The organism is Corallococcus sp. EGB (assembly GCF_019968905.1).
In the GTDB taxonomy this organism is placed as follows: domain Bacteria; phylum Myxococcota; class Myxococcia; order Myxococcales; family Myxococcaceae; genus Corallococcus.
The window spans coordinates 2,827,715-2,852,205 of record NZ_CP079946.1; the positions used below are offsets into that span (position 1 = coordinate 2,827,715).

Here is a 24,491-nt window from a genome sequence, read left to right on the forward strand (position 1 = left end):
GGGCGAAGGCCCGTCAGGGATTTTGGGCTCGTGCGTATTCTGAGGGCATGAACTTGAATGAATGGTTGAGAATGAATCGCCGCTGTCTGCTTGCCGGCGCCTGCGTTTCGCTTCTGCTCATGTTGCCTGGGTGCGCGACGCTGGGCCCCAACGTCAGCAAAGCTGTCACCATCGAGTATGACCAGGTCATGAATTTCGAATCCTTCAGGTTCAAGGACCCCATTTCAGTGCAGGGTCACTTTCAGAAGAATGAATGGTTCGGGGTGGGGTCGTATGGTGACCAGGGGCGATGGCTCGTGTACGTCATCTGCGCCATCCGCAATGACGGGCCCAGTCAGGAGTCCTTTAATTTCAACATCTCGAATTTCTACGTCAATCATGAGGATGCGTCCTGGCGCTACGGTCCTCCTCCGGATGGAGCTTTCGCGATGCTGAACCACAATCTGTATCCTGCGGATGGCCTTGAGACTGCAGCCTTGTGGAAGCAGTTCCGGGCGGAGACCCAGAATGGACCCGACAAAATGGTCCTTCCCCCGGGGGTGACCTTCCCGTTGTGGCGGGTTGTGATCTGGGTCCCGCATACCCAGTATGCGAATGAAACGGAGATTTTCAGACCCGAGCTGCCGCTTCGTTACGAGGGTGCTCCTGTCGTCATGGTGAGCCGTAACAACCGCCCCGAGCTTGGCGGGGACCTCGAAAATCCCGTGTCCCACTCCGGCATGCCGACGGAGTGTCGGCCACCGCCGCTGAACTGACTCCGGCATCGCGGATTCCGATGTTCTGGATGATGGGCCATCCCCTGATTGGGTGATGGCCCACGTTCAAGGTGCCCGGGCACAGTGTGCTCGACGTTGTCGGATTGCCCATCCAGCGGGGGAGGGCTTCATGTCGCTCAAGCGCGTCGTTGAGCAGTCGACCGTACGAAGTCGGCTCAACCTTCTTCTCCAATCGGTGGTGCGTCCTCGCCCTCCTGCTGACGTGCGGGTCATGCGCTCTGTGCACCGGAACCGGGCAGGACTCCTGGGGACCGCCGTGGACTATGCCTTGCGCTTTGAATTGGGGCGGCGCTGTCCTCATGCCCTGGAAGAGAGATGGGTCGCCTACGGCTCGCTGGCAGCCCTTCCGGGGGAGCTCATTACCCAGACCGGCTCATCCAGTCCTTGGGAACTGGGCGCACGAATCCTCCAGGATGCGGAGCGGGTCATTCGTGCCTATCGTCGCCTCACGACAGTCGGGGCGAAAGACCTCCAGGCGATGGCCGAAGCCGCGCTTTCTGTCTCCGCACTTGATTTGGTCTGCCGTGCCCCCTTCAATTCCTACACCTGGAATGAGGATTTCGCGCGTGTGGACCCACGTGAAGTAGACAAAGTCCGCAGGATGCTTGAGCACGCACCGCTCGACGAATTCACGACACAGGGGGGGCTCCTGAACCCCACGTTCGGCCGGTACTCCCGCGCCGTGGGCGGAGCCGACGCAGACCTGATCGCGGATGGCACCTTGTTCGAAATCAAGACAACCCAAGAGGCCAGGGTCACACTCGAGCACTTGCGCCAACTCCGTGGCTACTTCCTGCTCACGCGAGCGATGCGGCGGGACGACCCACGCGTTCCCCCCATCTCGAACCTGGGGATCTACTTTCCGCGCTATGGCTTCACCTGGCGCTTCGCCGCTCAGGTCTTGACCTCGAATCCGGCCTTCGATGAGATGGAGGCTTGGTTCTTCCAACGGATCATGGGCGGACGCGCGCTTCCGGTCAGATTCATGGAGATGCGCTCGGTTCGAGACTGGCTCAAGTCCAGGCCCAGGAAGTTCGGCCCCAGACCTGATTCCATTGGAAGCACGCTCCCCGAGGAGGAACTCCGCGGCATCTTGATCAATCGGTTCGCGAACAAGCGTCCCCGTAAAGCCAAGAAGCGAACAGGTGTCCGCAAGCGCTCCGTGAAGAAGACCCGGTGAGCCCGTTCGCAGGCGCCAGACAGGAGGTGAGGGGAGTGGGCCCTCCTGGATTCGAACCAGGGACCAATCGGTTATGAGCCGACAGCTCTAACCGCTGAGCTAAGGGCCCTCATCACTCGCTGATGCCAGACGCGGGCTGACTATCTCTCCGCCCGCGCGCGCCTGGCAAGCACCGCCGCGCGTCAGGCCTTGCCGTCCTGCTTCACCGCGACGCGGAACACCTGCCCCTTCTCCGTCACGGTGACGCCCTCCGCGCGCAGCCGCTTCGCCTGCTCGTGCGCCACCGGTGGCGCCAGCGTCCCGTCCGAGCGGATGACCCGCCACCAGGGCACCTGCGTGGCCTGCCCCGGCAGGTGCTTCAGCTCCCGCCCCACGCCCCGCGCCGCGCCGGGCCTGCCTGCGTAGATGGCCACCTGCGCGTACGAGCGCACCTCGCCCCGGGGAATGGAGCGCACCTGCTTCATCACGTTCTCTGAGAAGGGCAGGGGCTTTCCGGCGGGCTTCTTCGCGGCCACGGCACACCTCCAGGGGGACAACAAAACGATGAAGGCCCCCGTCCACTCAAGGAACGGAGGCCTTCGAATCCAATCCGCTCAACGACCTTGCGTCAGCTCTCCACGAAGGAGCGCAGGCGCTTGGAGCGGCTGGGGTGGCGCAGCTTGCGCAGCGCCTTGGCTTCAATCTGGCGGATGCGCTCGCGCGTCACCTCGAAGTCCTGGCCCACCTCTTCCAGCGTGTGGTCGCTCTTCTCGCCAATGCCGAAGCGCATGCGCAGGACCTTCTCCTCGCGCGGCGTGAGCGTGGCCAGCACCTTCCGGGTCTGCTCGGCCAGGTTCATGTTGATGACCGCGTCCGCGGGCGACACGAGGCTCTTGTCCTCGATGAAGTCGCCCAGGTGGCTGTCCTCCTCCTCGCCAATGGGCGTCTCCAGGGAGATGGGCTCCTTGGCGATCTTCAGGACCTTGCGCACCTTGTCGAGCGGCAGCTCCATCTTCTCCGCGATCTCCTCCGGCGTCGGCTCGCGGCCAATCTCCTGCACGAGGTAGCGGCTCGTGCGGATGAGCTTGTTGATGGTCTCGATCATGTGCACCGGGATGCGGATGGTGCGGGCCTGGTCCGCGATGGCGCGGGTGATGGCCTGGCGGATCCACCAGGTGGCGTACGTCGAGAACTTGTAGCCGCGCTTGTACTCGAACTTGTCCACCGCCTTCATCAGGCCGATGTTGCCCTCCTGGATGAGGTCCAGGAACTGCAGGCCGCGGTTCGTGTACTTCTTCGCGATGGAGACGACGAGGCGCAGGTTCGCCTCCACCAGCTCGCTCTTGGCGCGCTCGGCCCGCTTCTCACCCAGGCGGATGGCGTCGTAGTTGCGGCGGAGCTGATCCACCGGGAGGTTGGCCTCCTCCTCCACGCGCTTGATCTTCCGCACCGCCGTGCGCACGTCGCGGTCCAGGACCTCCAGCTGCTCCGGCGTGAAGTTGAGCTGCTTCTGGAGCTTCTTGGCGATGTTCGGGTTCTCGCGCGACTCCTTGAGCTGCGGGCGCAGGTCCTTCATGTTGACCTGGTAGCGGCGCTCCAGGTCCCCGAGCTCTTCTTCCGCCTTCTCCACGCGCTCGATGAGGCCCTTGAGGTTCAGGACGATGCGGTCCACCTGCTTCTTGTTCAGCCGCATCTCCTCCAGGACCTCCATCATCTTGGTCCTGAGGTCCTTCACCTCCTGCTTCAGCTCCTTCTTGCGGACCTCCGTCAGCTTCTTCTTGCCGGAGAGCTCCTCCTCCAGCACCTCGCAGTCCTTGGCGAACTTGCGGAAGCGTTCAATCTGCTTGGAGATCTGCTCGATCTTGTTGAGCTCGCTCTGCGCCAGCTGCGCGGGGGCCTCGCCCTCGGCCGCCTCCTCGGCGGGCTCTTCCGCGTTCTCCGACTGGGCCTCTTCCGGCGCGTCCTTGATGACGTCGCGCACGCGCAGCTTGCCCGTCTTCAGGCGGTTGCTGATGTCCAGGATGTCCGCGACCGCGACGCGGCAGGCCAGCAGCGCGCGCAGGACTTCCTTCTCGCCCTCTTCGATGCGCTTGGCGATCTCCACCTCGCCCTCGCGGGTGAGGAGGCTGACGCTGCCCATCTTGCGCAGGTAGAGGCGGACGGGATCGTTGGACTTGCCGCCCGGCTCGTCGTCCTCGTCCTTCTCGTCCTCGTCCTGGTCTTCCTTCTCTTCCTCGACGGCGACGGTGGGCTTGATCTCGTTGGACTGCGCGGCCTTCTGCGCGTCCACGATCTCAATGTCGTTGTCGCCGAACATGCTCATCACGTCGTCGATCTGATCGGACGACACGATGTCGGCGGGGAGGGCGTCGTTCACCTCGTCATAGGTGAGGAAGCCCTTCTCGCGGCCCGCGGCCAGCAGGTCCTTGACTTCCTTGCGCTCGGCGACGGGATCCTCCTCCACGTCGTCTTCCACCGCGTCCGGGTCCACCTGAACGGCGGCGGCGGCTTCCTCCGCGGCCTCCTCGGGGTCCACGTCGTCCGCGATGGCGGCCACGCCCTTCTTCTTCTTGATCTTCTCGGTCGCCTCGGCGGCGGCTTCCTTCGCCGCCAGCTCCTTCTCCTCAGGCTCCGCTGCCTTCGTGACCTTCGCCGCAGGGCTGTCCGGGGCCTTCTTCTTGCGGATCACCGGGTCCACCTTCTTCTTGGTGGGCTTCACGGATGCCTTGGGGGGCTTCTGCGTCGGCATTCGGGTACTTCTCCTTAAGAAAATCAGGTGCTTTGGCCTGGGCGAGCCGGCCGATCTACCGCAAAGTCGAGCTTTCTTACAAACGCGAACTCAAACCGGTTGCATTGGTCCCTTTGTTCCCGTTGCCGAGGAAGCGGGGGAGAGCTCATCCAGGACGCGCTTGCGGAGCGCCAGCAGCTCCTTGCGCTCGGACAGGAGCAGCCGCGTCTCCTCTGTCAAATCAAAAGCCCCCTGCGTCTGTTCCGTCGCTCGCTTTATATAAACGAGCCGCTCGTCAATGCGCTTCTTCATGATGTCGCGGCACGCGAGGATGAACTCCGTTTCCAGTTCCATTCCCCCCGGAGAGAGCCGGCGGCCAGCCTCCAGGAGCGTCCGCTTGACGACTTCCGAGGCCTCGAAGAGCGCCTCCTCCAGCCCCCGCCCGGACGTGGCCTGGGCCAGGACCATCCGCAGTCCCATGTGGGACAGCTCATCACACACGCGGAAGGTGTCGCGGGCGAGCAGCCGGGAATCCCGAAGGATTGCGGCCACATAGAGGGCTTCGGCCTCTGGCGGGGGGCGCTCCGCCTGGGGCTTGGGCACCGGGCGAGGCACGGCCTGGGCGGGGACGGCGTTGGGGTACGCCGCGGTGGCGGCGGGCTTGGGTGTGGGGGGCGGCTTGTACTGGAGCGACGACTCGATCTGCGCCGGCATCCAGCCGAAGTGCGCCGCCAGCGCGCTGATGAGCGCCGAACGCGTCAGACCCGGGGGCACCTGCGAAGTGACGGGTTTGAGTCGTTCCAGCGCGGCCATCTTCTCCTCGAAGCTCGCCTGCTTGCCGGTGGGGAGGAGGGTGGCGAAGAGGTAGGCGGTGAGGGGCTGGGCGCTCTCCAGGAGGCGCTCCACGCCGTCCTGGCCCTCGCGGCGGGCGAAGACGTCCGGGTCATCACCCTGCGGCAGGAGCGCCACCCGGGTGGGGGCCCCCGCGGCGAGCAGGGGACCGGCCAGGCGCTCCACGGCGGCGAGGCCCGCGGAGTCCCCGTCCAGGAGCAGCACCAGGTCGCGGGCCTCCGCGCGCTTGAGCACCTGGAGGTGCCCGGCGGTGAGGTTGGTGGAGCACAGGGCCACCGCGTGGCGCACGCCCACCTGATGCAGGCCGATGCAGTCGAAGTACCCCTCCACCAGAACGGCCGTCTTGCGCTTGTGGATGTCGTCGCGCGCCTGGTCCATGCCGAAGAGCGTCTCGCTCTTGTTGTAGAGCCGGGACTCGCGGGAGTTGAGGTACTTGGGGCCATCCTCCGCCGCGACCAGCCGGCCGCCAAAGGCGATGGGCCGCCCCTCCGGCGCGCGGATGGGCACCATCAGGCGGCTGCGGAAGAAGTCGATGCAGCCATCCCCGCTGCTGCGCTTCGTGACGAGCCCCGCCTTCAGGCCCCACTCCAGCATCCCGTTCTTCTGGAAGCGGTCCGCCAGCAGGCTCCACTGCGCGGGCGCCCATCCCAGGCCGAAGCCCCGGGCCACCTCCTCGGAGACGCCCCGGCTGGCCAGGTAGGCGCGCGCGGCGCGGCCTTCGTCCTCGTTCCAGAGCAGGGCGCGGAAGTGCTCCGCGGCGAAGTCCGTGGCCTCCTTGACCTGCTGGCGCTCCTTGAGGCCGGGGTCCTGCGCGGCCTCCAGGTCGATGCCCACCTCCTGGGCCAGGTCGCGCACGGCGTCCTGGAACGTCTTGCCCAGGTAGCGCTGGATGAAGGACACGGCGTCGCCGCTCGCCCGGCAGCCGTGGCAGAAATAGAAGCGCTTCTCCGGCACCACGTAGAAGGACGGGGTCTTCTCCTGGTGGAAGGGGCAGCGGCCCTTGAACTCACGGCCGGCCTTCTTCAGCTCCACGTGCCGGGACACCAGCGACACGATGTCCACGCGGTCGAGGACCTCCTGGATCTTGTGCTCCGGAATCACGACGCCCCTCCATCCTTCCGCATGAGCGCGGCCTTCCGCCCGCTACCCTGACAGCCCGGTCTGACGCAGCCCGGGCCGCCTCCCTCCGGACCGTCCTCCCACGCGGGTAGGGCCGGGGGACGCGGGCGGGGCGCGGAAACGGACGGGGGCTGGGACACGGCGCGCACTCCTCCGGGCTGCCCGCTCGCCTCCCGGGGTGGGGGACGGGCGGAGGGGGCCCTTGAGGATCAGCGCTTAATGGGCGGCGGGCGAGGGATCAAAAAATCCGCTTCGAGCCCGGGGTGGGAAGGGCACCTGGGACACGTTCCCGGCGCCCCTTCCCTGGAAATCACGGCGACCTCAGGACAGCCTGGCCAGCTGCGCCTTCACTTCCTCGGAGATGGCCTTGCCTTCGGCCTTGCCCTGGAGCTTGGGGTTCACGTTCTTCATGACCGCGCCCATGTCCTTGGGGCCCTTGGCGCCGACCTCGGCGATGGAGGCCTGGACGGCGGCGGTGAGCTCTTCCGGGGTGAGCTGCTTGGGCAGGTAGCGCTGCAGGACGGAGATCTCCTGCTCTTCCTTCTCCGCCAGCTCCGGGCGGCCGCCGGACTTGAACTGCTCGACGGAGTCGCGGCGCTGCTTGATGAGGGTGGCGATGACCTGCTGGATGCCCGCGTCGTCCAGTTCGCTGGCGCCCGGCTCGACCTCCTTGTACTTCACGGCGCTCTTGAGCATGCGCACCACGCTCAGGGTCAGCTCGTCCTTGGCCTTCATCGCCTCCTTCAGGTCGGCGGTCAGGCGATCTTTCAGGGTGGTCATGTCGGGACTCCTCACGGGCGGGGAAAAGGGTCGCCGCGCCAGCGGATGGGACGGCGGGAGCCAGGGCACCTGACGCCTTTCGGAAGGCGCCCCGGCTCCTCACTGCGGGCCTGCTTAGTACGACTTGCGGGCCTTCTTCACAGCGCGCTTCTTGGCGGCGAGGGCCTTCTTCTTCCGCTTCACGGAAGGCTTCTCGTAGTGCTCGCGCTTGCGGATCTCGGAGAGGATTCCGGCCTTCTCGGTGGCCTTCTTGAAGCGCTTGAGGGCGCTTTCGATGGACTCACCTTCCTTCACTCGAATACCGGGCATGCAGTCACCTCCTTCCGCCTAGCTGGATGCAATCTGAAATCTTCAGAGGGTCGGGGGGTATGGCGCAGCGGGCCGCAAAAGGCAAGGAGACCCGCACGGAAAGGATGGCCCCTTTGTGCGCTAGAATCTTCAGCGCGTGTATCGCCTCCTCCTCCTGGTGCTCCTGCTGGCGGCCAGCCCGTCCCGGGCCGGCACGGTCGCTTCCGAGTGCTGGGCCTCGTGCCGCCGCCATGTCGAGGACCCCTCCCTGCGCGCTCGCACCTGCGGGGCGTGCGTCGCCGGGGGGCGGGTGGACAGCTGGGTGGCCTCCCTGGGGACGGGCGGGGTGGAGGCCCAGCAGGCGCTGGCGTCCGCGCTCCAGGATTCCAGCTGGCGGGTGCGCTGGGCGGCGGTGAGGGCGGGGGCCCGGAGCCGGGGGCTCACGGAGCGGCGGGCCCTGGCGGAGTGGATCATGGACACCCCGCCGGACGCGGACCTGGGGGCCTGTCTCACCGCCGTCCGGGCCGCCGCGGACGCCGGGCGCTCCACGGCGGACTTCCTGCGGGAGGCAGGTGCCCGGGGCCCCGCCTCCGCCGCCCGGGTGTGGGCGAAGCGGGACGCGGTCCGCCAGGCGCTGTCGCTGGAGATGTATGCGCAGGAGCCGTCCGTGCGGCTTCCGGCGCTCCTGCACCTGGCCACCTTCCAGGGGCAGTCCGCGACGCGAGTGGTGCTGGATACGGTGGCGTCCCGGCCCGTGGCGGGCGACGCGGTGATGGCGGAGCTCCTCGCCGCCGTCGCCGAGCGGCAGCGTGCGTCCGTGGGCCGGCTGCTCCTCAATGAGGCGAAGCCCGCGGACGAGGCGGCCATCAACCGGCTCTTCGCCGTGTACTCACGGGAGCTGGATGCGCTGCGGCCGGACCTGTCGGCTGGCGATGCGCAGCGCCGGCGAACGGCGGTGGCGGCCCTGCGCCGCTACGGCCCGCTGGCGAAGCGCGAGCTGGAGGGGGCGCTCGGGGATGCCGACGGTCGGGTGCGCGAGCTGGCGGCGCGGGGGCTGGCGGAGTCCGCCGGGAAGCCGCTGCGGGACATCGCGCTCCAGGGCGTGAAGGACGCGGAGTCCGCGGAGTCCGCCCGGCCGTGGCTGGGCGCCATGGCCCGTGAGAAGGGGTGCTTCGCCTTCCTGCGGGACGTGGCCGAGGGGCGCCATGCCCGCACGCCGGAGGTCCAGGGGGAGGCGGTGGCCTTCCTGGGGGACTGTTCGGAGGGCCCGCCTCCCACGAAGCGGCTGGCGCCCTTCCTCGCGTCGAACGTGGTGCCGGTGCGCGCGGGCGCGGTGCGGGCGTTGGGAGCGCTGCCCCGGAGCGCCGACGCGATGGTGCTGGCGGAGCAGGCGCTGGAGGACGGCGCGCCGGAGGTGGTGGTGGCCGCGCTGGAGGTGCTGGCCGCCTACCGGCAGCCGTCTCGAGGGGACGAGGCCGCGGGCCTGCTGGCGTCGGAGCACCCGGTGGTGCGCGCGGCCGCGGCGCGGGCGCTGGAGTTCGTGGGCCGCGCCGCGCACGTGCGCGTCCTGGCCGAGTGCCTGCGCGGGGACCCGGTGGCGGACGTGCGCGTCGCGGTGGCTCGGACGCTGTCCACGCTGGGCGGCCCGCACGCGGTGGCGGCGCTGAGCGAGGCGGCCGCGCACGACGCGGATACGCATGTGAAGCACGTGTCGCAAGAGGGCCTGCGCCGGCTGGGCTTCGGCCGCTGAGCGCTGGCGGTTCGCTGGTCGTGGAGTCCCCTGGGGCGCGGGCTTCTCCCCAGGACCCACGGCGGGGGCTCACGGGCCGCTGATGGCCTTGGCGTCCACGCGGTTCCGGCCCGCGTGCTTGGCCCGGTAGAGGTACTTGTCCGCGGCGGAGATGAGGTCCTCCGGCTGGGAGAAGTCCGAATCCAGCAGCGTCGCCACGCCCAGGCTGATGGTCACCTTGATGGGCGTGCCGCTGAAGATGAAGTCCGCGCGGTCCACCGCGACGCGGCAGCGCTCCGCGCACGCCAGGGCCGCGTCCTCCGCGGACTCGCGCAGCATCAGCGCGAACTCCTCGCCGCCGTAGCGCGCGAGCAGGTCCTCGGTGCGCACCGTGTCCGCCACCCGCTGCGCGATGCGCGTCAGCACGAAGTCGCCGGCCGGGTGGCCGTACACGTCGTTGATGCGCTTGAAGTGGTCCACGTCGAAGAGCACCAGCGACAGCGGCACGCGGTGGCGCAGGCAGTACGCGAACTCCTTGCGCACCGTCTCCATGAAGTACTTCTTGTTGTAGACGCGGGTGAGGCCGTCGCGCGTGGCGGACTCGTAGATGCTGCGCTGGTACTGCTCCTCCAGCGCGTCCTGGATGCTGAACTTCAGCACCGTGTTGGAGCCGATCTGGATCTTGTCGCCGTCGTACAGCGGCGCCGCGCTCACCTTCAGGCCGTTGAGGTACGTGCCGTTGGTGCTGCCCAGGTCCACGAGCTGGAAGCGGCCGTCGCCAATGGCCACCACCTTCGCGTGCTTGCGGGAGATGCCGTCGTCCTCGACCTGGAACTGGGCCTCCGAGCTGCGGCCCAGCACCACCTCCGAGCGGTCCAGCTTGAACATCCGCCCGATGCCGGCGGCGGACTTGGCGCTGATGACGATCAGATAGGCGCTCTGCTGCTGGGCGCTGCCCAGCAGGTCCGAAATTGAATGGACGGAAGTTTTCTCCTCGGACATCGCGCCTCCCATCTTACGGGCCGCCTTTTCACGGCGGCAAGCACACCCGCGCTCCTTTCACGCACCCGGTGTCAGACGACCCGCCCCACCCGCGCCGGTCGCCGCCTGTTTTTCTCCGGTGGAGGAACTGTCGGCCGCCCGACGGACAGCTCGCCGGCCACGGGCGTCCGGAGGAAGCGCGCGAGCGCCTCGCCACCCCGGGGGTGCTCCGCCAGCCCCTGCATCAGCTTCACCAGCGCCGCCGACGGGGTCATGTCCGCGCCCCCCACGGCCCCCTCCGCCAGGACCTTGGCCCCGGACTCATAGAGCGTGAGGTCCACCCCGTTGCGGTAGGCCTGGCTCACCACCAGCACCGGGACGCCCCGCTCCCGCGCCTGGACGAAGAGCGGCAGGAGCGAGCGGCCCAGCTCCGGCGCGATGGGCACGTTGCCCGCCCCGTACGCCTCCACCACCAGCCCCTTCACGTGCGGCAGCAGCTGCAGCGGCAGGGTGGGGTCCAGCCCCGGGTACACCTTCAGCAGGAAGACGCGCGGATCCAGCTTCTCATGGAGCCGGAAGGGGCCCCGGGACGGGAGGCCCTTCTCGAAGGTGGCGTCCACGCCCAGCGTGCCCAGCACCGGGAAGTTGGGGCTTTCGAAGGCGTCGTACTCCGCCACCTTCACCTTGCGCGTGCGGTTGCCCCGGTACAGGTGCGAGTCGAAGCAGATGGTCACCTCGCGCGGCCCCTGGAGCGCGGAGAGCACCGCGTCGATGAGGTTCAGCCTCGCGTCCGAGCGGATCTCTCCCAACGGCCGCTGCGAGCCCGTCAGCACCACGGGGCAGGGCGGATTTCGCAACATGAACGACAGCGCACTGGCTGTGTAGGCGAGCGTGTCCGTTCCGTGGGTCACCACCGCCCCGTCGAATTCAGGCAGGCGGCGGTGGAGGTGGGCGGCCATCCGGCTCCAGAGCTCCGGCTGCATCTCCGAGCTGTCCAGGTTGGAGAACAGCTCGAGCTCGATGTCGGCCAGCTGGAACAGCTCCGGGGCTCGCTTGCGGAGGGTCTGGAAGAAGGCCGCGGGACGCAGGGCGGAGGGCCGGCCACCGGCCATTCCGAGCGTGCCTCCCGTGTGAAGCATCAGGACTCTGGGCATGGGCGAGGGGCCGTCTGCCAAAGGCTGCCTTGCTTTACAAGCCCGGCGCGCGTGGCTAAACCCCGGGGCCGTGCTCCTCCCTCGATGGAAGCGTGTTGCTCCCGTGCTGGCCGCGGCGACCCTGATGGGCGCCGGCTGCACCAAGAGCGCGGAAGTTCCCGCCACCGCCAAGGCCCCGACGACGGCGCCGGCCGCCGCCCCGGCCCCCGCCGCCATCCCGGCCGCGAGCCCCGCCACGGAGGCGGCGTCGGCGGATCCGGCGCAGGCGCTGACGGGCATCCCGGGCATGGACTTCTCCGCGCTGCCGCCCGCGGCCAAACGCGAGCTGGCCACGGTGTTCAGCGACGAGTTCTGCTACTGCGGCTGTCCCCACTCGCTGGGCGCGTGCCTCAAGCAGCACACGCCCTGCAAGCACGCGAAGCGGATGGCGAAGCTGTCTGCCCGGCTGGTGGCCGAGGGCGGGCCCGCGAGCGAGGTCATCGTCGCGCTGTCCAAGTACTATGCGTCCTTCCGCGAGCCGCGCGTGCAGCTCAAGGTGGATCCGCGCATGTGCCAGGGAAACGCCAACGCGCCCGTGACGGTGGCGGAGTTCTCCGACTTCGAGTGCCCCTACTGCGGCAAGGCCCGGCCCATCCTGGAGGCCTTCGCGAAGAAGCACCCCGGCGAGGTGCGCTTCTGCTACCTGCCGTTCCCGCTCTCCATGCACGCCAACGCCGTCCCCGCCGCGCAGGCGGTGCTGTGGGCGCGCGACCAGGGCAAGTTCTGGGAGATGCACGACGCCCTCTTCGGCCAGCAGGAGAACCTCAAGCCGGAGGCGCTGCCCGCGCTGGCGAAGTCGGTGGGTTTGAACGGGGACAAGCTGGCCGCGGTGTTGAAGACGGATCAGTACAAGGACGAGATTGACGGCTTCCACGCGCAGGGGCGCATGGCGGCCATCAACAGCACCCCGTCCGTGTTCTTCAATGGACGTGCCTACGAGCTGGGCTTCCAGGAAGCCCAGCTGGAGCACAGCATGGAGGACGAGGTGGAGTGGCGCGCGAACAACAACGCGTGGGCCGCCGACTGACCCTTCGATGAGCCAACGCTTCCGCATCGATGGCGCCGCGCAGCTGGTCCCCGAGGACCGCACCGGCATCCCCGCGCTCGCGGGACGCTCGGGGACGTACGCGCTGATGCCCACCGGGCCCGACCTGCTGGTGTTCTCCCGCACGCCGCCGGAAGGGGGCTCCATCCCCACGCCGCGCGTCGTGCTGGCGGGGGACGCGGGGGGCTTCCCGCTGTCGGACCTCATCGCGTTCCTCAGCCAGTCGCGCTGGAGCGGCGTCATTCGCGTGCACACGTCGGGCGGGGAGCGCTCGCTCACGCTGCGCGAGGGCGAGGTGCGCGGCGCCACCTCCGAGGAGCCCGCGGACCGGCTGGGCGAGGTGCTGGTGCGGCTGGGCTACGTGGATCGCGCGCAGGTGGAGGCGGTGCTGCGCGAGCAGTCCGCGTCGAAGCTGGGCCGGGCGCTGGTGGAGAAGGGCGTGCTGCAGGCGCACGACCTCTTCAAGTGCGTCACGCACCAGGTGAGTGAGATCTTCCACGCCATCGTGCTGTGCCGCGAGGGGGCGTTCTTCCTCATCGACCAGCCGCTGGACGAGAAGACGGGGCACTCCATCCAGCTGTCCACGCAGAGCCTGCTGATGGACAGCATCCGGAAGATCGACGAGCTGGCGCACTTCCGCAAGCGCATCCCCCACGGCCGCCTGTACGTGGCGCGCAAGCGTCCGTCCGACGGCAAGCTGGAGGAGGACGAGGACCGCGTGCTGGCCATGCTGGACGGGCGGCGCACGGTGCTGGAGCTGGGGCACGCGGCGCGGCTGTCCGAGTTCGACATCACCAAGGTCGTCTTCCGCCTGCTCGAGGGCGGCTTCGCCGGGCTGACGGACAAGCCGGTGGGGGCTCCCGCCTCGGCCGCGGCGCCGGAGAAGGCGCCCGCGCAGCGCGTGCGTCCGCCAGCGCGCGCGGCGCCCCCGGTGGATGCCCGGCCGGTGGCGCGCGTCTTCAACTTCATCTTCCGGGAGATCCGCGACGAGGTGGCCCGCTCCGGCATGGACCGCGAGTTCATCGCGGCGGCCAACGCGGCGCTGTCCAACAACGCGCTGTCGTCGTCGCCGGTGCTGGAGGGGCTGGCGTTCGCGGCGGACGGGAGCCTGCCGGAAGGGCGCTTGATGGAGGCCTTCGACAAGCACCGCGCCCACCTGGGCAGCGAGCCGCTGGCCTCGTTCCGTCAGGCGCTGAGCGACGTGATGTTCTTCCTGCTCTTCCAGGCGGGGGAGCTGTTGGAGTCGCGCGCGGACGAGGACCTGGCCCGCCGGGTGAAGGAACTCCTGGCCACGCTCGAGGCGCCGTGACGGACACCGGCTTTCCGAGGCTGACCGCGGGCGTGCCCGGGTGCGGCGGCGCGTTCAAGCTCACGCCCGAGGACTTCGAGGTGGAGGAGCTGCCCGCGTACCTGCCCTCCGGCGAGGGCACGCACCTGTACCTCTGGGTGGAGAAGCGCGGCCGGGACACGCGCGAGGTGGTGCGCGCGCTGGCGTCCGCGCTGGGCGTGCGCGAGGACGACATCGGCTCCGCGGGGATGAAGGACCGGCAGGCGGTGACGCGGCAGTGGCTGTCCGTGCCCGCGAACGCGGAAGGACGCCTGCCGGAGTTCGCGCTCGACGGCGTCCGCGTGCTGGAGGCGAAGCGCCACGGCAACAAGCTGCGCACCGGCCACCTGAAGGGAAACCGCTTCACGTTGCGGCTGCGCGGCGTGAAGGACCTGGGCGCGGCGCGCGAGTCGTTCGCCCTGCTGAGCGCGCAGGGCGTGCCCAACTACTTTGGCGAGCAGCGGTTCGGACGGGCCGGCGACAACGCGGACCTGGGCCGGATGCTGCTGTTGGGGCAGCGGCTTCCGAAGCGGCCGGACCGCTTCCAGCGCAAGCTGTACCTGTCCGCCTTCCAGTCGCGCCTCTTCAACCAGGCGCTGGCCGCGCGGCTCACCGCGGGCACCTTCGCCACGGCGCTCCTGGGCGACGTGCTGCGCAAGGAGGAGACGGGCGGCCTCTTCGTGTGCGAGGCGCCGGACGTGGACGGCCCGCGCGTCGCCGCGTTCGAGGTGAGCCCGGCGGGCCCGATGTTCGGCCCGAAGATGACCGCTTCGAAGGGGGAGGTGGCGGAGGCCGAGGCCCGGCTGCTGACCGAAGCGGGCGTCACGCTGAGCGACTTCCAGCGCGGCGGCGACGAGACGGAAGGCACGCGCCGCCCGTACCGCGTGCGGCTGGGCGCGGCGGAGCTCTCGGCGGATGGCGAGGACGCGCGGCTCACCTTCGAGCTGCCTCGCGGCGCCTACGCCACCGAAGTGCTGCACGAGCTGCTCAAGGACGGCTGAAGCCCGCGGCGTGTGCCCGGGCGGGTGCCCCGCGCCCGTGCGCACGCGAGCGACGAGACCCCGCGAAAAGCGCATGAGGGCGGCTGCGGCGTGGCGCTCCTGCATGCCCGGAAACGACCGCGCCTCCCTGGGCGTGAGGCCCGGGGAGGCGCGAGGGTCACCGCAGGTCCCGCTCCGCTCTGAGCGGAGCGGGGTGGGGCGTCACGTCACTGCCGGACGACGTTGAACTCCGTGCGGCGGTTGAGCGCGCGGCCCGTCTTCGTCGTGTTGGGCGCCACGGGCCGGGTCTCGCCGAAGCCCACGGCCTCCATGCGGCCCGGGTCGATGCCGCGCTTGAGCAGCTGCACCATCACCGCGTCCGCGCGCTTCTGGGACAGCTTCAGGTTCGCCGTGTCGTTGCCCATCGAGTCGGTGTGGCCCTCGATGCGCATCTTGCGGATCCACGGCGCGTCCTTCAGCGCCTGCGCCACCTCGTCCAGGATGGTGGTGCTCTGCTTGCCGATGATCTTCGCGGAGCCGGTGCCGAAGAGGATCTGCTTCTTGATCTCAATGCGGTCCCTCTTGACGATGACCATCTTGTACTGCTTGGCGCAGCCGCGCTCCTCCTTCACACCCGGGTCGTCCGGGCACGCGTCCAGGCGGTCCACCACGCCGTCGCCGTCGCGGTCCGGATCCGGGCAGCCGCCGTTCTCCTGCGGGCCGGACTCATTCGGGCACTTGTCCTGCGCGTCCGGCACGCCGTCGCTGTCGTTGTCCAGGTCCGGGCAGCCGTCGTCGTCCTGGAAGCCGTCCTTGTCCTCCGGCTCGTCCGGGCACTTGTCCTTGTCGTCGTTGATGCCGTCCCCGTCCTTGTCCACGATGGGGCAGCCCAGGTTCTGCAGCGGGCCGGGCTCGTTGGGGCACTTGTCCGTGCCGTCCAGGATGCCGTCGTTGTCGTTGTCCGGGTCCGGGCAGCCATCGTCGTCCTGGAAGCCGTCCTTGTCCTCGGGCTGGTCCGGGCACTTGTCCACGTTGTCCAGCACGCCGTCGCCGTCGCGGTCCTTGGGGGCCTCCGGCGGGCAGCCGTGGTTCTCCGGCACGCCGGGGATGAGCGGGCACTTGTCCTGCGCGTCCAGCACGCCGTCGTTGTCGTTGTCGGGGTCCGGGCAGCCGTCCTGGTCCTGGAAGCCGTCCACGTCCTCGGCCTGCTCGGGGCAGGGGTCGTCCTTGTCCAGGATGCCGTCGCCGTCGCTGTCCGTCTCCTCGATGCTGACCACCACCTGCTGCTGGGGCTGGGCGGGCTGCCGCGGCTGCTCCGGCTGGGCCTGCGGCGCCTCCGGACGGTCGCGCACCAGCACCTGGCGCGGGCCGCAGTTCCTGGACAGCTCCAGGGCGCGCTTGATGGCGACGTCGGCGGCGCTCACGTGCTGGGCGGCGCGCGTGCTGTTGCCCTGGCTGAGCTCGCCGCGGGCGAAGTCGAGGTTGGCCTCCGCGGTGGCCAGCTCCGCGGGCGCGCAGCGCAGGGCGCCGCCGCGGCGGGCGCGCTCCACGTCGGCGGTGAGCACCTCCGTGTCAGCGCGGATCTTGTTGCCGCTGACGCAGGCGAAGGAGGCGAAGAGCAGGGTGAAAAGCGCGGACTGGGTCAGACGCTTCATCGGAGAGCGCTCGGGCGTCACGGGTTCTGGGGGCGGCCCTGGGAGTCACCGCTGTTGGCCGCGGACATGGCCTTCTCACGCGCCTCGTTGGCGAAGCGCGAGGCCTTCACCGCGAAGTCCACGCCGGCCTGGTAGTCCGAGTAGCCGACCTCCTCCCGCGCCTTCTGCAGGTAGAGGTTGGCGGCCGTCCACTCGTAGGGGGCTTCCTTCTCCGCCCCGGCGGTGCGCGCGGCCTGGATCTGCACCTCGGCGTCGAGGATGTTGGACGTGGACTTCACGGGGCCACATGCGGTCAGCACGCCCGCGAACGCCAACAGGAGCGACTGCTTCGTCATCACGGGGGCCTCGGTCGACAGAGCGGAGGGATTGGCCGTCGGTCGTATCAATCGCCTCCGGGGGGGTCAAGAATCGCGCGGTGGGCGTGGAGCAGGGGGCCGGGCAGGAGGGTGGACTTTGACGACAGGGGCCGTGCTTGCGACCATCCGGCCCTTGTGCGTCCACCGTCCGTCCGTGCCCTGCTCGTCGTGCTGCTGTTGCCCCTGACCGGCCTCGCCGGACCGGGGGCCGCGTCCAAGAAGGCCCAGGGCCGCGCGGAGGCGGACACCGTCCTCGCCCAGGTGGCCAACGGCGCCGCCGTGCCCCCCGCCACCTCCCGCCTGCGCTTCCTGCGCGAGGAGGCCTACGCGGCCGAGGAGATTGGCCCCATGCTGCGCACCACCTACGACGAGCGCATCCGCCGCAACCTGGTGGCGCTCCTGGCGTCCCTGGGCGCGCGCACGGGAGAGGCCACGCTGGTGAAGCTGGCGTCGGATGACGACAGCACCGTCCGCATGTACGCGGCGCAGGGGCTGGCCCGGCTGGGCAGCCGCAACACCGCCGCCGTGCTGCCGCTGCTCCAGGACAAGAGCAGCGGCGTGCGCCGCGAGGCCGCGAGGGCCCTGGGGGCGGCCCGAAACCCCAAGGTGGGCAAGCCGCTGATGGCCGCCGCGAAGGATGAACAGGACCTGGAGGTCCGCGCGGCGCTGCTGGAGGCCGCGGGCTCGAGCGGTGACGCGAAGCAGAAGGCCGCGCTCAAGGCGTACCTGGACAGCGGTTCGGAGAGCACGCGCTTCGCCGCGGCCCGGGGCCTGTGCCGGCTGGGCGCGCCCGAGGGCTTCGCCTTCGCGCAGAAGCTCCTGGGCAACAGCGACAAGTTCGTGCGCCGCCAGGGGCTGGTGCTCTTCGAGGGCGTGCCGGCGAAGAAGGCCAGCCCCGTGCTGTCGCCGCTGCTGAAGGACGCGGACCGCACCGTGGCCGCCACCGCCGCGCGCGTGCTGTACCAGGGCGGCGACGCCGCGTCGCTGGACTGGCTGGTGCTCGCGTCGTGGAACGCGAAGGGCGATGAGAAGCTCGCCTACGAGAAGGAACTGGAGACGCTCCAGCTCGCGGATGACCGCCGCAAGGCCATCCTGCGCAAGGCCGGGGTGACGCCGTGAGCCCGTGGGGTGTCTGCGCGCTCGCGCTCTTGTCCCAGGCCCCCGCGAAGCCGGCCGTGCCCGCGGTGCCCGCGTCCCTCGCCGCGCCCGCGCATCCGTCCTCGGCCACCGCGACGCCGCCCGCGCGCGAGAACGGCTGGAGCGGGCTCACGCCCGAGCAGCGCGCGGCCCTCATCGCGGACAGGGCCGATGCGCCGCTCGCCGAGCGGCTGCTGGGCATGAGCGAGAGGTTCCTCAACACGCCCTACGTCCTGTCGCCGCTGGGGGAGGGGCAGGGCGTGGACCCGGACCCCACCTTCCGCCTGGACGCGGTGGACTGCCTCACCTTCGTGGAGGAGACGCTGGCCCTGGGCATGGCGCACGGCGAGCCGGAGGTGCCGGCGCTGTTGGAGCGGATCCGCTACGCGAGCACGCCCACGTACGAGGACCGCAACCACCTGATGGAAGCGCAGTGGCTGCCCAACAACATCAAGAAGGGCCTCCTGGTGGACGTGACGCGCAAGTACGCGAAGGAGGACACCGTCACCGTCACCAAGACGCTCACCGCGCGCACCTGGCAGTCGAAGTCGTCCATGGCCCTGCAGCTGCCCCGCGAGCGCCAGCCCGTGGGCACCTACACGCTGGACATGATTCCGTTGGACAAGGTGCTCGAGCACGCGCGCGGCGTGGCGTCCGGCACCATCCTCGTGGTGATGCGCGAGGACCTGCCCCTGAAGGCCACGCGGATCACCCACCTGGGCTTCCTGGTGCAGAAGAAGAAGCGCCCGTACCTGCGCCACGCGTCCAAGGGCGGCTACAACCGCGTGGTGGACGAGGACCTGGAGACGTTCCTCGCCCGCAACGCGCGCTACGACAAATGGAAGGTCACGGGCGTGAGCCTCTTCGAGGCCCGGCGTCCGCCCGCAACGCTCGGCCCGCCGCCCGCGACCGCCGACAGCAGCGCGACCGTCGGCGCGCCCTGACGATGGGCGGCTAGAGGGCCGGGGGCGCGCTGTCCACCGCCGCTTGGCGCGAGCGCTCGTCCTCGAGCTCCTCTTCCTCCGCCGCGCGGCTGGCCTCGTCCGCGTAGGTGCGCTCCTGGAGCTTCTCCTCCTCCAGGATCCTCGCGGCGTCGGCCTGCCGGGTGTCCGGCACCAACAGCTCCCACCAGGGCAGCAGGTTGCCCGTGGTCAGCTCGTCCACCACGCCCGAGCGCCCGGGGCGCACGATGAACGGGATGAGGTGCTCGTCCAGCACGTCCGCGAAGATCTGCGCCGTCACGGGGTCGTCCGCGATGCCCGCCCGCACGAAGCGGCGCTGATCCAACTCGTGGGGCAGGGGCAGCCCGCGCTCGTGCATCTCCTCCGCGGACACGAGCGGTGGGTGGTTGGGGCAATCCGTGCAGTCCACGACACTGTCCTGATACTCCGAGCCACACCGTGCGCAGTACCTCATGGGGCCCTCCTGGCCGATGGCTGGAATGTTAGGAACGGCTCGCGCGGATGGCAGGCGGCGCCCGCGCGAAACATTCTCAGTGCCGTGCCGCGTCCCCCAGCTCGCCCACCATGCGGCTGAGGCGCTCCACGTCAATGGGCTTGCGCAACACGGCGTCGCAGTAGTCCGCGCCCTCCACCTGCGCATAGCCGGAGACCAGGACGACGCGGGCGTTGGGCTCTCGCTCCTTCACCTGCTGCGCCAGCGCCGTGCCGTTCATTCCGGGCAGGGATTCATCCGTCACCACGACGTCGGGGTGCGTGTCCTCGAACGCCCTCAGTCCCGCCTCGCCATCCGACGCGGTGGTGACCTCGAAGTCGTCCTCGAGGAGCTCCGCCAGCAGCTCGCGGCTGTCCCCGTCGTCCTCCACCAGCAGGACCTTGATTCGTTCGCCATCCATGCGACTAGGGCAACCCACCGCCCCGCGGGATTCGTCCAACGCGTCCCGGGCGGGATGATGTCCGGTCGGCTGCTTCCGGGGAGGGCGAGCGGGAGGGCTTGCGGCGGCCCCTCACGGGCGGGCGGGGGACTGCTCATGTTTGTCCCCGGAGGTGAATCCATGAAGGTGCAGCTGCGGGGAGTGCATCTGGGGCTGACGGACAACCTGAAGCAGTATGTGGACACGCACCTGGTGGCCCATATCGAGCGTTTCGCCGAGGACGAGGCATCCGAAATCGAAATCGCGCTCGTGGACATCAACGGGCCCAAGGGCGGCGTGGACAAGGAATGCCGCGTCACGGTGCGCCTGGCGGGATTGGAAGCGGTGCACGTGACGGAGACGTCGGAGACGCTGTTCCAGGCCATCGACGCGACGCGTGACCGTCTGGAGAAGGCCATCAAGCGCGCGGTGGAGCGCCGCCGCGAGGCGAAGACGAACGGTCTGCCGTACGACCTGAACGCGGACGCGTCGACCTACTAGCGTCCGGCTGCATCACGGGGTGACAGACCGAAGGGCCCGGGAATTCCGGATGCCAGCCAGGCGTCCGGCCCCCGGGTTCCTTCGGGCCAGTTCCTTGCTGGGGTCGAACGGTGGACGCTATAAGCGGACCCCTCACCCCTGGGCTAAAGGACGGCGATGGTCCGCCTCAAGTTCCTGCTGTTCGCGCTCCTGGTCCTCGGACTGGGCCTGGCTCACCTCCCGACGTTGTCGGCGCCGCAGCGTGCGCGCGCGGTGGAAGGTGCGTCACTCCAGGCCTCCTCGGGCACCGGCGAGGTCGCGCGTCGCGTGGAGGCACGCCGCGCGGAAGTGCAAACCCTGGCGCTGAAGCTCGCCGCCAGCCCCCAGTTGGCCGCCGCCGTGAGCGCGCTGCACCCGGCGCCGGTGGCGAAGTCCTCGCGCGACCGCTCCGGTTCGCGGGACGCGGAGGAGCCGGCGGGGCTGCTGCCGCTCACTGCTGAACGTTTTGGCGCGCTGCGCACGGCCGCGCAGGCCAGCCTGCCCCCGGAGCTCCAGGGCGCGGTGGTGGCGGTGGTGGCCGGCGACGCGAGCTTCCATGCGCGCGCGGGCGCGGAGCCCTCCTCGGACACGGCCGCGTTGGACGTCGCGGCGCTCGCCAAGGCGGGCACGTCCGTGGTGGACGCCTTCGGGGCGCCGCACGTGTTCGCGTCCGTGCCGCTCGCGTGGAGCGGTGAGGGGACCCCCGCGCCGGCGGTGACGCTGGTGGTGGGCGCGCCCCTGGCCGCGGACGCGGCGCTGCAGGGCGCGGTGGATGCGTCCGGCGCGGCCGCGGTGGGGCTCGTGCAGGGTGACAAGGTGGTGGGCGGCGCGGGCGCGGAGAAGGCGCGGCTGGAGGGCTCGCTGCCCCGGCTGACCGCGGGCGCGAAGGACGCGGTGCTGGAGACGGGTTCGCTCCAGGCGCTGGGCCCGGTGCAGCTGCCCGCCTTCACCAACGGCGACGCGATGGGCGGCCAGGCGCCGCTGTTCGTGGGCTCGCGCCAGGCGCTGGCGGGCACGCCGTATGAAGTCGTGGTCATCGCGGGCACGGCGGCGACGCTGGCCCCGCTGGCCGCGTACCAGAGCACCGCGCTGCTCGGGCTCGCGGGCCTGTTCGTGCTGAGCCTCATCTGGATGGCGCTGATGGGCGGCGGCAGGAAGGACTCCAGCGAGGAGGCCGTGACGGGCGGTTCGGACACGCTGGGCTGGTCCGCGGCGATGGCCGCGCAGCAGTCCGCGCCCGCCGCGCAGCCCGCGCCCCAGCCCGTGAGCACCACGTCGCCGCCGGCTCCGGCCGCCGTGGCGCCCGTGGCCGCGGATCCGTTCGCGCCCCCGGCGCACGCGGAGCCGGTGTCCAACCCGTTCGCGTCGGCCGCGCACGTGGAGCCGGTGTCCAACCCGTTCGCCTCGGCGCCGCCGCCGGCCGCGGATCCGTTCGCGAGCGCGGACGCGTTCCCGTTCCCGGGCGCTCCGGCCGCGGATCCGTTCGCCATGCCCCCGCCCCAGGCCGCGCCGCTGGCGGATCCGTTCGCCATGCCTCCGCCCCAGGCCGCCGCGCCGTCGCCGTTCGGGGCGCCGCCGGCCGCGGATCCGTTCGCCGGGGTGGAGTCCTTCCCGTTCCCGTCTCCGCCCGCGGCCCATCCGCCGCCGGCCGCGGAGCCGTTCGCGCCGCCTCCGGGGTACGCGCAGGGCGGCGCGATGCCCTTCGACCACCCGGCCCCCTCGGCCGAGCCCATCGCCCCGGCGGCGCCTCGCCATGGCGCGTTCGCCTTCGAGGATCAGCCCACGGCGGCGTACTCGCTCCAGCAGGCGGCCAATCCATTCGCGCTGGCGGCGGCGCAGTCCTCCGAGCCGGAGTCTCCGGAGACGACGCGCGTGGCGGCGATTCCGCGCGAGCTGCTCCAGGCCAGCACCCGGCCCACGTCGGAGGCCATCCCCATGCCGGCGCCGCGCTCCAACGGGCCGCAGGCGGTGCCGCTGCCCATGCCGGGCGTCAACTCCGCCGCGGCGGCGGCGCTGTCGGAGGAGCAGCACTTCCAGGACGTCTTCCGCGAGTTCGTCACCACGCGCGAGCGCTGCGGTGAGCAGGCGGACGGCCTGACGTACGACAAGTTCGTGCAGAAGCTGCGCAAGAACAAGGAGCAGCTCGTCACGAAGTACGCGTGCAAGACGGTGCGCTTCCAGGTCTACGTGAAGGAGGGCAAGGCCGCCCTCAAGGCGACGCCCGTCAAGGACTGACGCAAGCGCGCCGCGCCGTGCGACGCCCGAAGGCCCGGGACCTCTTCGCGAGGTGCCGGGCCTTCTTGCGTGGGGCTGAGGGGTTGTCCCGTCAGCTCGCGCGGGGAAGGACGACGCTGAAGCGGGCGCCGTGGCCCGGCTCTCCGCCCACCTCCAGCCGGCCGCCGTGCTCCTGGAGGATGCGCGCGGCGATGGCGAGCCCCAGGCCGGTGCCTCCGTCCTTGGTGGTGAAGTAGGGCTCGAAGACGCGGGCGCGGTGCTCCAGGGGGATGCCGGGGCCCTCGTCCTCCACCTCGACGATGGCGTCCGCGTCGGTGCCCTTCACTCGCACGCGCAGCGCGCCGCCCTTGCCGGCCATGGCCTCCTCGGCGTTCTTCACCAGGTTGACGAGCACCTGGGTGAGCTGGTCGCGGTCCGCGCGGGCCACCACGCCCGCCTGGAGCGCGGGCTCGAACCGGATGCCCTCGGGGGGCGCGGCGTACAGCGACAGGACGCCCTGGGCCAGCTCGCCCAGGTCCACCGGCGCGAGCTGGGGCTTGGGCAGGCGCGCGAAGCGGCTGAACTCGTCCACGATGCGCCGCAGCCGCTCCACCTCCTCCAGCACCACGCCCGCGCTGTCCTTGAAGAGGGTGGGGAAGCTGGGGTGGCGCGCCTCGTGCGCGGCCATCAGCGTCTCCAGCGACATGCGGATGGGGGTGAGGGGGTTCTTGATTTCATGCGCCAGCCGCCGGGCGACCTCCTGCCACGCGGCGATGCGCTCGGTGGCCATGAGCCGCTCGGTGGTGTTCTTCAGCTCGGACGTCATGTGGTTGAACGTCCGGACCAGCTCGCCCACCTCGCCGGTGGCGCGGGACGTCACCTGGACGTCGAGCGCGCCTTCCGCGACGCGGCGGGCGCCGGAGGTGAGGGCCTCCACGGGCCGCGTCATCCAGCGCGACACCAGGAGGCCCAGCAGCGCGGCGAAGCCCAGGCCCAGGCCGGCGAGCAGGAGGAACGCGCGCATGACGCCCTCTTCGGCCTCGCGCGCGGCGGCGCGGCTGAAGGTGAGGCGCACGGAGGCGGCGTCGCCCAGGGGCAGCACCTGCTCCACGGTGGGCGGGGCCGCGCTGCCCGCGTGCGCGACCTGGGTGTCGCCGGACAGGAGCGTCACGTCGGATTGGGTGAGGCGGGCCAGGTGCTGGGCGAGCCCGTCGTCCAGCACCACGCCGCCCACGGCCCACAGGCGCACGTCGCCGTAGTCCACGGGCCGCGCGGTGACGAGGGCGGGGACCTGGCGGAGGCCCGCGTCGCCGCGCACGTCCACGCGCACGGGCACGGGCCTGGGGGACTTCTCCTTCGTCACGGCGAAGAGGGCGGGGTCCGGGTCGCCGCGGCGCGCGGGCAGGTGGCCCGAGGACAGCACGGTGCCGTTGCGGTCGAAGAGGGTGAGCACGGTGAGGCCGCGGCTCTTCATCAGGCCTTCGGCGGTGTTGGCCTGGATGACGCGCAAGGGGGCCGTGCGCGCGTCGCGCACGAGGTCCTCCATGGCGGGGCTCTCCACCAGCTCCTCGACCGCGCGGCGCGCGTTGGCGGCGGAGCGTTCGAGGGACTCCTGCGCGGAGGCGGTGGCGGCCGTCATGCGCGCGTCGAGCTCGCGTGACAGCGTGTCGCGCAGGCGCGTCACCGTCAGGGGGACGACGATGGCCAGCGGCACCAGCGCGAGCAGGGCGAAGGCGAGCGCGAGCCGGGTCCTCAGGCGCATGCGGGCCGGTCCTTCCTG

General features: G+C 70.4%; 22 protein-coding genes and 1 tRNA gene. 10 read left to right on the forward strand and 13 right to left on the reverse strand.

The window, feature by feature from the left end:
- Window positions 1–47 precede the first annotated feature (47 nt).
- Together KYK13_RS12085 and KYK13_RS12090 are read left to right on the forward strand one after the other, a co-directional pair.
- Entirely contained in the window at window positions 48–755 is a 708-nt protein-coding gene (locus tag KYK13_RS12085) for a hypothetical protein (protein ID WP_223644222.1), read from the forward strand.
- Between the two features lie 130 nt (window positions 756–885).
- Window positions 886–1,956, forward strand: coding sequence for a hypothetical protein (locus KYK13_RS12090; RefSeq protein WP_223644223.1), 1,071 nt, complete (start codon window positions 886–888; stop codon window positions 1,954–1,956).
- A 36-nt stretch (window positions 1,957–1,992) separates the two neighbouring features.
- Here the strand turns inward: KYK13_RS12090 and KYK13_RS12095 are convergent.
- The 6 genes from KYK13_RS12095 to rpsU form a co-directional block, all read right to left on the reverse strand.
- Window positions 1,993–2,065: transfer RNA gene (locus KYK13_RS12095), tRNA-Ile, on the reverse strand.
- A gap of 73 nt (window positions 2,066–2,138) precedes the next feature.
- On the reverse strand, window positions 2,139–2,471 hold the full coding sequence (locus tag KYK13_RS12100; RefSeq protein ID WP_223644224.1) for an MGMT family protein: 333 nt from the start codon (window positions 2,469–2,471) through the stop codon (window positions 2,139–2,141).
- A gap of 92 nt (window positions 2,472–2,563) precedes the next feature.
- Window positions 2,564–4,684 carry an RNA polymerase sigma factor RpoD gene (gene rpoD, locus KYK13_RS12105; protein ID WP_223644225.1) on the reverse strand — a complete coding sequence of 707 codons (2,121 nt, stop codon included), beginning with the start codon at window positions 4,682–4,684 and terminating at the stop codon, window positions 2,564–2,566.
- Between the two features lie 90 nt (window positions 4,685–4,774).
- Window positions 4,775–6,616, reverse strand: coding sequence for a DNA primase (dnaG, locus tag KYK13_RS12110; RefSeq protein ID WP_223644226.1), 1,842 nt, complete (start codon window positions 6,614–6,616; stop codon window positions 4,775–4,777).
- A 339-nt stretch (window positions 6,617–6,955) separates the two neighbouring features.
- A complete protein-coding gene (locus KYK13_RS12115) occupies window positions 6,956–7,414 on the reverse strand; it encodes a GatB/YqeY domain-containing protein (protein WP_223644227.1) in 459 nt (152 codons plus the stop codon).
- A gap of 114 nt (window positions 7,415–7,528) precedes the next feature.
- Window positions 7,529–7,723 (reverse strand): 30S ribosomal protein S21, encoded by a 195-nt coding sequence (rpsU, locus tag KYK13_RS12120; RefSeq protein WP_014395136.1) that lies wholly within the window; start codon window positions 7,721–7,723, stop codon window positions 7,529–7,531.
- Between the two features lie 136 nt (window positions 7,724–7,859).
- Between rpsU and KYK13_RS12125 the strand changes: the two genes are divergently transcribed.
- Entirely contained in the window at window positions 7,860–9,452 is a 1,593-nt protein-coding gene (locus KYK13_RS12125; RefSeq protein ID WP_223644228.1) for a HEAT repeat domain-containing protein, read from the forward strand.
- A gap of 69 nt (window positions 9,453–9,521) precedes the next feature.
- On the opposite strand, the gene KYK13_RS12130 is transcribed toward KYK13_RS12125, so the two are convergent.
- Both KYK13_RS12130 and KYK13_RS12135 read right to left on the reverse strand, forming a co-directional pair.
- Window positions 9,522–10,433, reverse strand: coding sequence for a GGDEF domain-containing protein (locus KYK13_RS12130; protein WP_014395138.1), 912 nt, complete (start codon window positions 10,431–10,433; stop codon window positions 9,522–9,524).
- Between the two features lie 71 nt (window positions 10,434–10,504).
- Entirely contained in the window at window positions 10,505–11,524 is a 1,020-nt protein-coding gene (locus KYK13_RS12135; protein ID WP_255654352.1) for an asparaginase, read from the reverse strand.
- A gap of 145 nt (window positions 11,525–11,669) precedes the next feature.
- Here KYK13_RS12135 and KYK13_RS12140 point away from each other — a divergent pair, with 145 nt between their 5' ends.
- From KYK13_RS12140 to truD, 3 genes are read left to right on the forward strand one after another with little or no spacing between them, the layout of a single operon-like run.
- On the forward strand, window positions 11,670–12,632 hold the full coding sequence (locus KYK13_RS12140) for a thioredoxin domain-containing protein (protein ID WP_223644230.1): 963 nt from the start codon (window positions 11,670–11,672) through the stop codon (window positions 12,630–12,632).
- A 7-nt stretch (window positions 12,633–12,639) separates the two neighbouring features.
- On the forward strand, window positions 12,640–13,959 hold the full coding sequence (locus tag KYK13_RS12145; protein ID WP_223644232.1) for a DUF4388 domain-containing protein: 1,320 nt from the start codon (window positions 12,640–12,642) through the stop codon (window positions 13,957–13,959).
- On the forward strand, window positions 13,956–14,978 hold the full coding sequence (gene truD / locus KYK13_RS12150; RefSeq protein ID WP_223644234.1) for a tRNA pseudouridine(13) synthase TruD: 1,023 nt from the start codon (window positions 13,956–13,958) through the stop codon (window positions 14,976–14,978). The genes KYK13_RS12145 and truD overlap by 4 nt, the downstream gene beginning before the upstream one ends.
- A gap of 206 nt (window positions 14,979–15,184) precedes the next feature.
- Here truD and KYK13_RS12155 read toward each other — a convergent pair whose 3' ends face one another.
- Both KYK13_RS12155 and KYK13_RS12160 read right to left on the reverse strand, forming a co-directional pair.
- Window positions 15,185–16,612, reverse strand: a complete 1,428-nt coding sequence (locus tag KYK13_RS12155; RefSeq protein WP_223644236.1) for an OmpA family protein — start codon at window positions 16,610–16,612, stop codon at window positions 15,185–15,187.
- 17 nt (window positions 16,613–16,629) lie between these two features.
- A complete protein-coding gene (locus KYK13_RS12160) occupies window positions 16,630–16,947 on the reverse strand; it encodes a DUF4398 domain-containing protein (RefSeq protein ID WP_043321207.1) in 318 nt (105 codons plus the stop codon).
- 156 nt (window positions 16,948–17,103) lie between these two features.
- On the opposite strand from KYK13_RS12160, the gene KYK13_RS12165 reads away from it, so the two are divergent.
- Both KYK13_RS12165 and KYK13_RS12170 read left to right on the forward strand, forming a co-directional pair.
- A complete protein-coding gene (locus KYK13_RS12165) occupies window positions 17,104–18,087 on the forward strand; it encodes a HEAT repeat domain-containing protein (RefSeq protein ID WP_223644238.1) in 984 nt (327 codons plus the stop codon).
- Complete coding sequence (locus KYK13_RS12170) at window positions 18,084–19,049, forward strand: N-acetylmuramoyl-L-alanine amidase-like domain-containing protein (RefSeq protein WP_223644240.1); 966 nt, start codon at window positions 18,084–18,086, stop codon at window positions 19,047–19,049. The genes KYK13_RS12165 and KYK13_RS12170 overlap by 4 nt, the downstream gene beginning before the upstream one ends.
- 10 nt (window positions 19,050–19,059) lie before the next feature.
- On the opposite strand, the gene KYK13_RS12175 is transcribed toward KYK13_RS12170, so the two are convergent.
- Both KYK13_RS12175 and KYK13_RS12180 read right to left on the reverse strand, forming a co-directional pair.
- Window positions 19,060–19,521 (reverse strand): DUF2007 domain-containing protein, encoded by a 462-nt coding sequence (locus tag KYK13_RS12175; RefSeq protein WP_223644242.1) that lies wholly within the window; start codon window positions 19,519–19,521, stop codon window positions 19,060–19,062.
- A gap of 76 nt (window positions 19,522–19,597) precedes the next feature.
- The gene (locus KYK13_RS12180; RefSeq protein ID WP_223644244.1) at window positions 19,598–19,960 is read right to left on the reverse strand and encodes a response regulator; all 363 of its coding nucleotides are present in this window, start codon (window positions 19,958–19,960) and stop codon (window positions 19,598–19,600) included.
- Between the two features lie 159 nt (window positions 19,961–20,119).
- Here KYK13_RS12180 and hpf point away from each other — a divergent pair, with 159 nt between their 5' ends.
- Together hpf and KYK13_RS12190 are read left to right on the forward strand one after the other, a co-directional pair.
- Complete coding sequence (hpf, locus tag KYK13_RS12185) at window positions 20,120–20,479, forward strand: ribosome hibernation-promoting factor, HPF/YfiA family (protein ID WP_223644246.1); 360 nt, start codon at window positions 20,120–20,122, stop codon at window positions 20,477–20,479.
- A gap of 156 nt (window positions 20,480–20,635) precedes the next feature.
- A complete protein-coding gene (locus KYK13_RS12190) occupies window positions 20,636–22,732 on the forward strand; it encodes an MXAN_5187 family protein (RefSeq protein ID WP_223644248.1) in 2,097 nt (698 codons plus the stop codon).
- Between the two features lie 91 nt (window positions 22,733–22,823).
- On the opposite strand, the gene KYK13_RS12195 is transcribed toward KYK13_RS12190, so the two are convergent.
- Window positions 22,824–24,473: an ATP-binding protein gene (locus tag KYK13_RS12195; RefSeq protein ID WP_223644250.1), complete on the reverse strand. Its 1,650-nt coding sequence runs from the start codon at window positions 24,471–24,473 to the stop codon at window positions 22,824–22,826.
- Window positions 24,474–24,491 lie beyond the last annotated feature (18 nt).

What these genes read in the sequence shown, in the direction of transcription:
- KYK13_RS12085 (WP_223644222.1), top strand. Translation starts at nt 48, where the DNA reads ATGAACTTGAATGAATGGTTGAGAATGAATCGCCGCTGTCTGCTTGCC.
- KYK13_RS12090 (WP_223644223.1), top strand. Translation starts at nt 886, where the DNA reads ATGTCGCTCAAGCGCGTCGTTGAGCAGTCGACCGTACGAAGTCGGCTC.
- rpoD (WP_223644225.1), bottom strand. Translation starts at nt 4,684, where the DNA reads ATGCCGACGCAGAAGCCCCCCAAGGCATCCGTGAAGCCCACCAAGAAG.
- KYK13_RS12115 (WP_223644227.1), bottom strand. Translation starts at nt 7,414, where the DNA reads ATGACCACCCTGAAAGATCGCCTGACCGCCGACCTGAAGGAGGCGATG.
- rpsU (WP_014395136.1), bottom strand. Translation starts at nt 7,723, where the DNA reads ATGCCCGGTATTCGAGTGAAGGAAGGTGAGTCCATCGAAAGCGCCCTC.
- KYK13_RS12130 (WP_014395138.1), bottom strand. Translation starts at nt 10,433, where the DNA reads ATGTCCGAGGAGAAAACTTCCGTCCATTCAATTTCGGACCTGCTGGGC.
- KYK13_RS12135 (WP_255654352.1), bottom strand. Translation starts at nt 11,524, where the DNA reads ATGGCCGGTGGCCGGCCCTCCGCCCTGCGTCCCGCGGCCTTCTTCCAG.
- KYK13_RS12145 (WP_223644232.1), top strand. Translation starts at nt 12,640, where the DNA reads ATGAGCCAACGCTTCCGCATCGATGGCGCCGCGCAGCTGGTCCCCGAG.
- KYK13_RS12155 (WP_223644236.1), bottom strand. Translation starts at nt 16,612, where the DNA reads ATGAAGCGTCTGACCCAGTCCGCGCTTTTCACCCTGCTCTTCGCCTCC.
- KYK13_RS12160 (WP_043321207.1), bottom strand. Translation starts at nt 16,947, where the DNA reads ATGACGAAGCAGTCGCTCCTGTTGGCGTTCGCGGGCGTGCTGACCGCA.
- KYK13_RS12175 (WP_223644242.1), bottom strand. Translation starts at nt 19,521, where the DNA reads ATGAGGTACTGCGCACGGTGTGGCTCGGAGTATCAGGACAGTGTCGTG.
- KYK13_RS12180 (WP_223644244.1), bottom strand. Translation starts at nt 19,960, where the DNA reads ATGGATGGCGAACGAATCAAGGTCCTGCTGGTGGAGGACGACGGGGAC.
- hpf (WP_223644246.1), top strand. Translation starts at nt 20,120, where the DNA reads ATGAAGGTGCAGCTGCGGGGAGTGCATCTGGGGCTGACGGACAACCTG.
- KYK13_RS12190 (WP_223644248.1), top strand. Translation starts at nt 20,636, where the DNA reads ATGGTCCGCCTCAAGTTCCTGCTGTTCGCGCTCCTGGTCCTCGGACTG.
- KYK13_RS12195 (WP_223644250.1), bottom strand. Translation starts at nt 24,473, where the DNA reads ATGCGCCTGAGGACCCGGCTCGCGCTCGCCTTCGCCCTGCTCGCGCTG.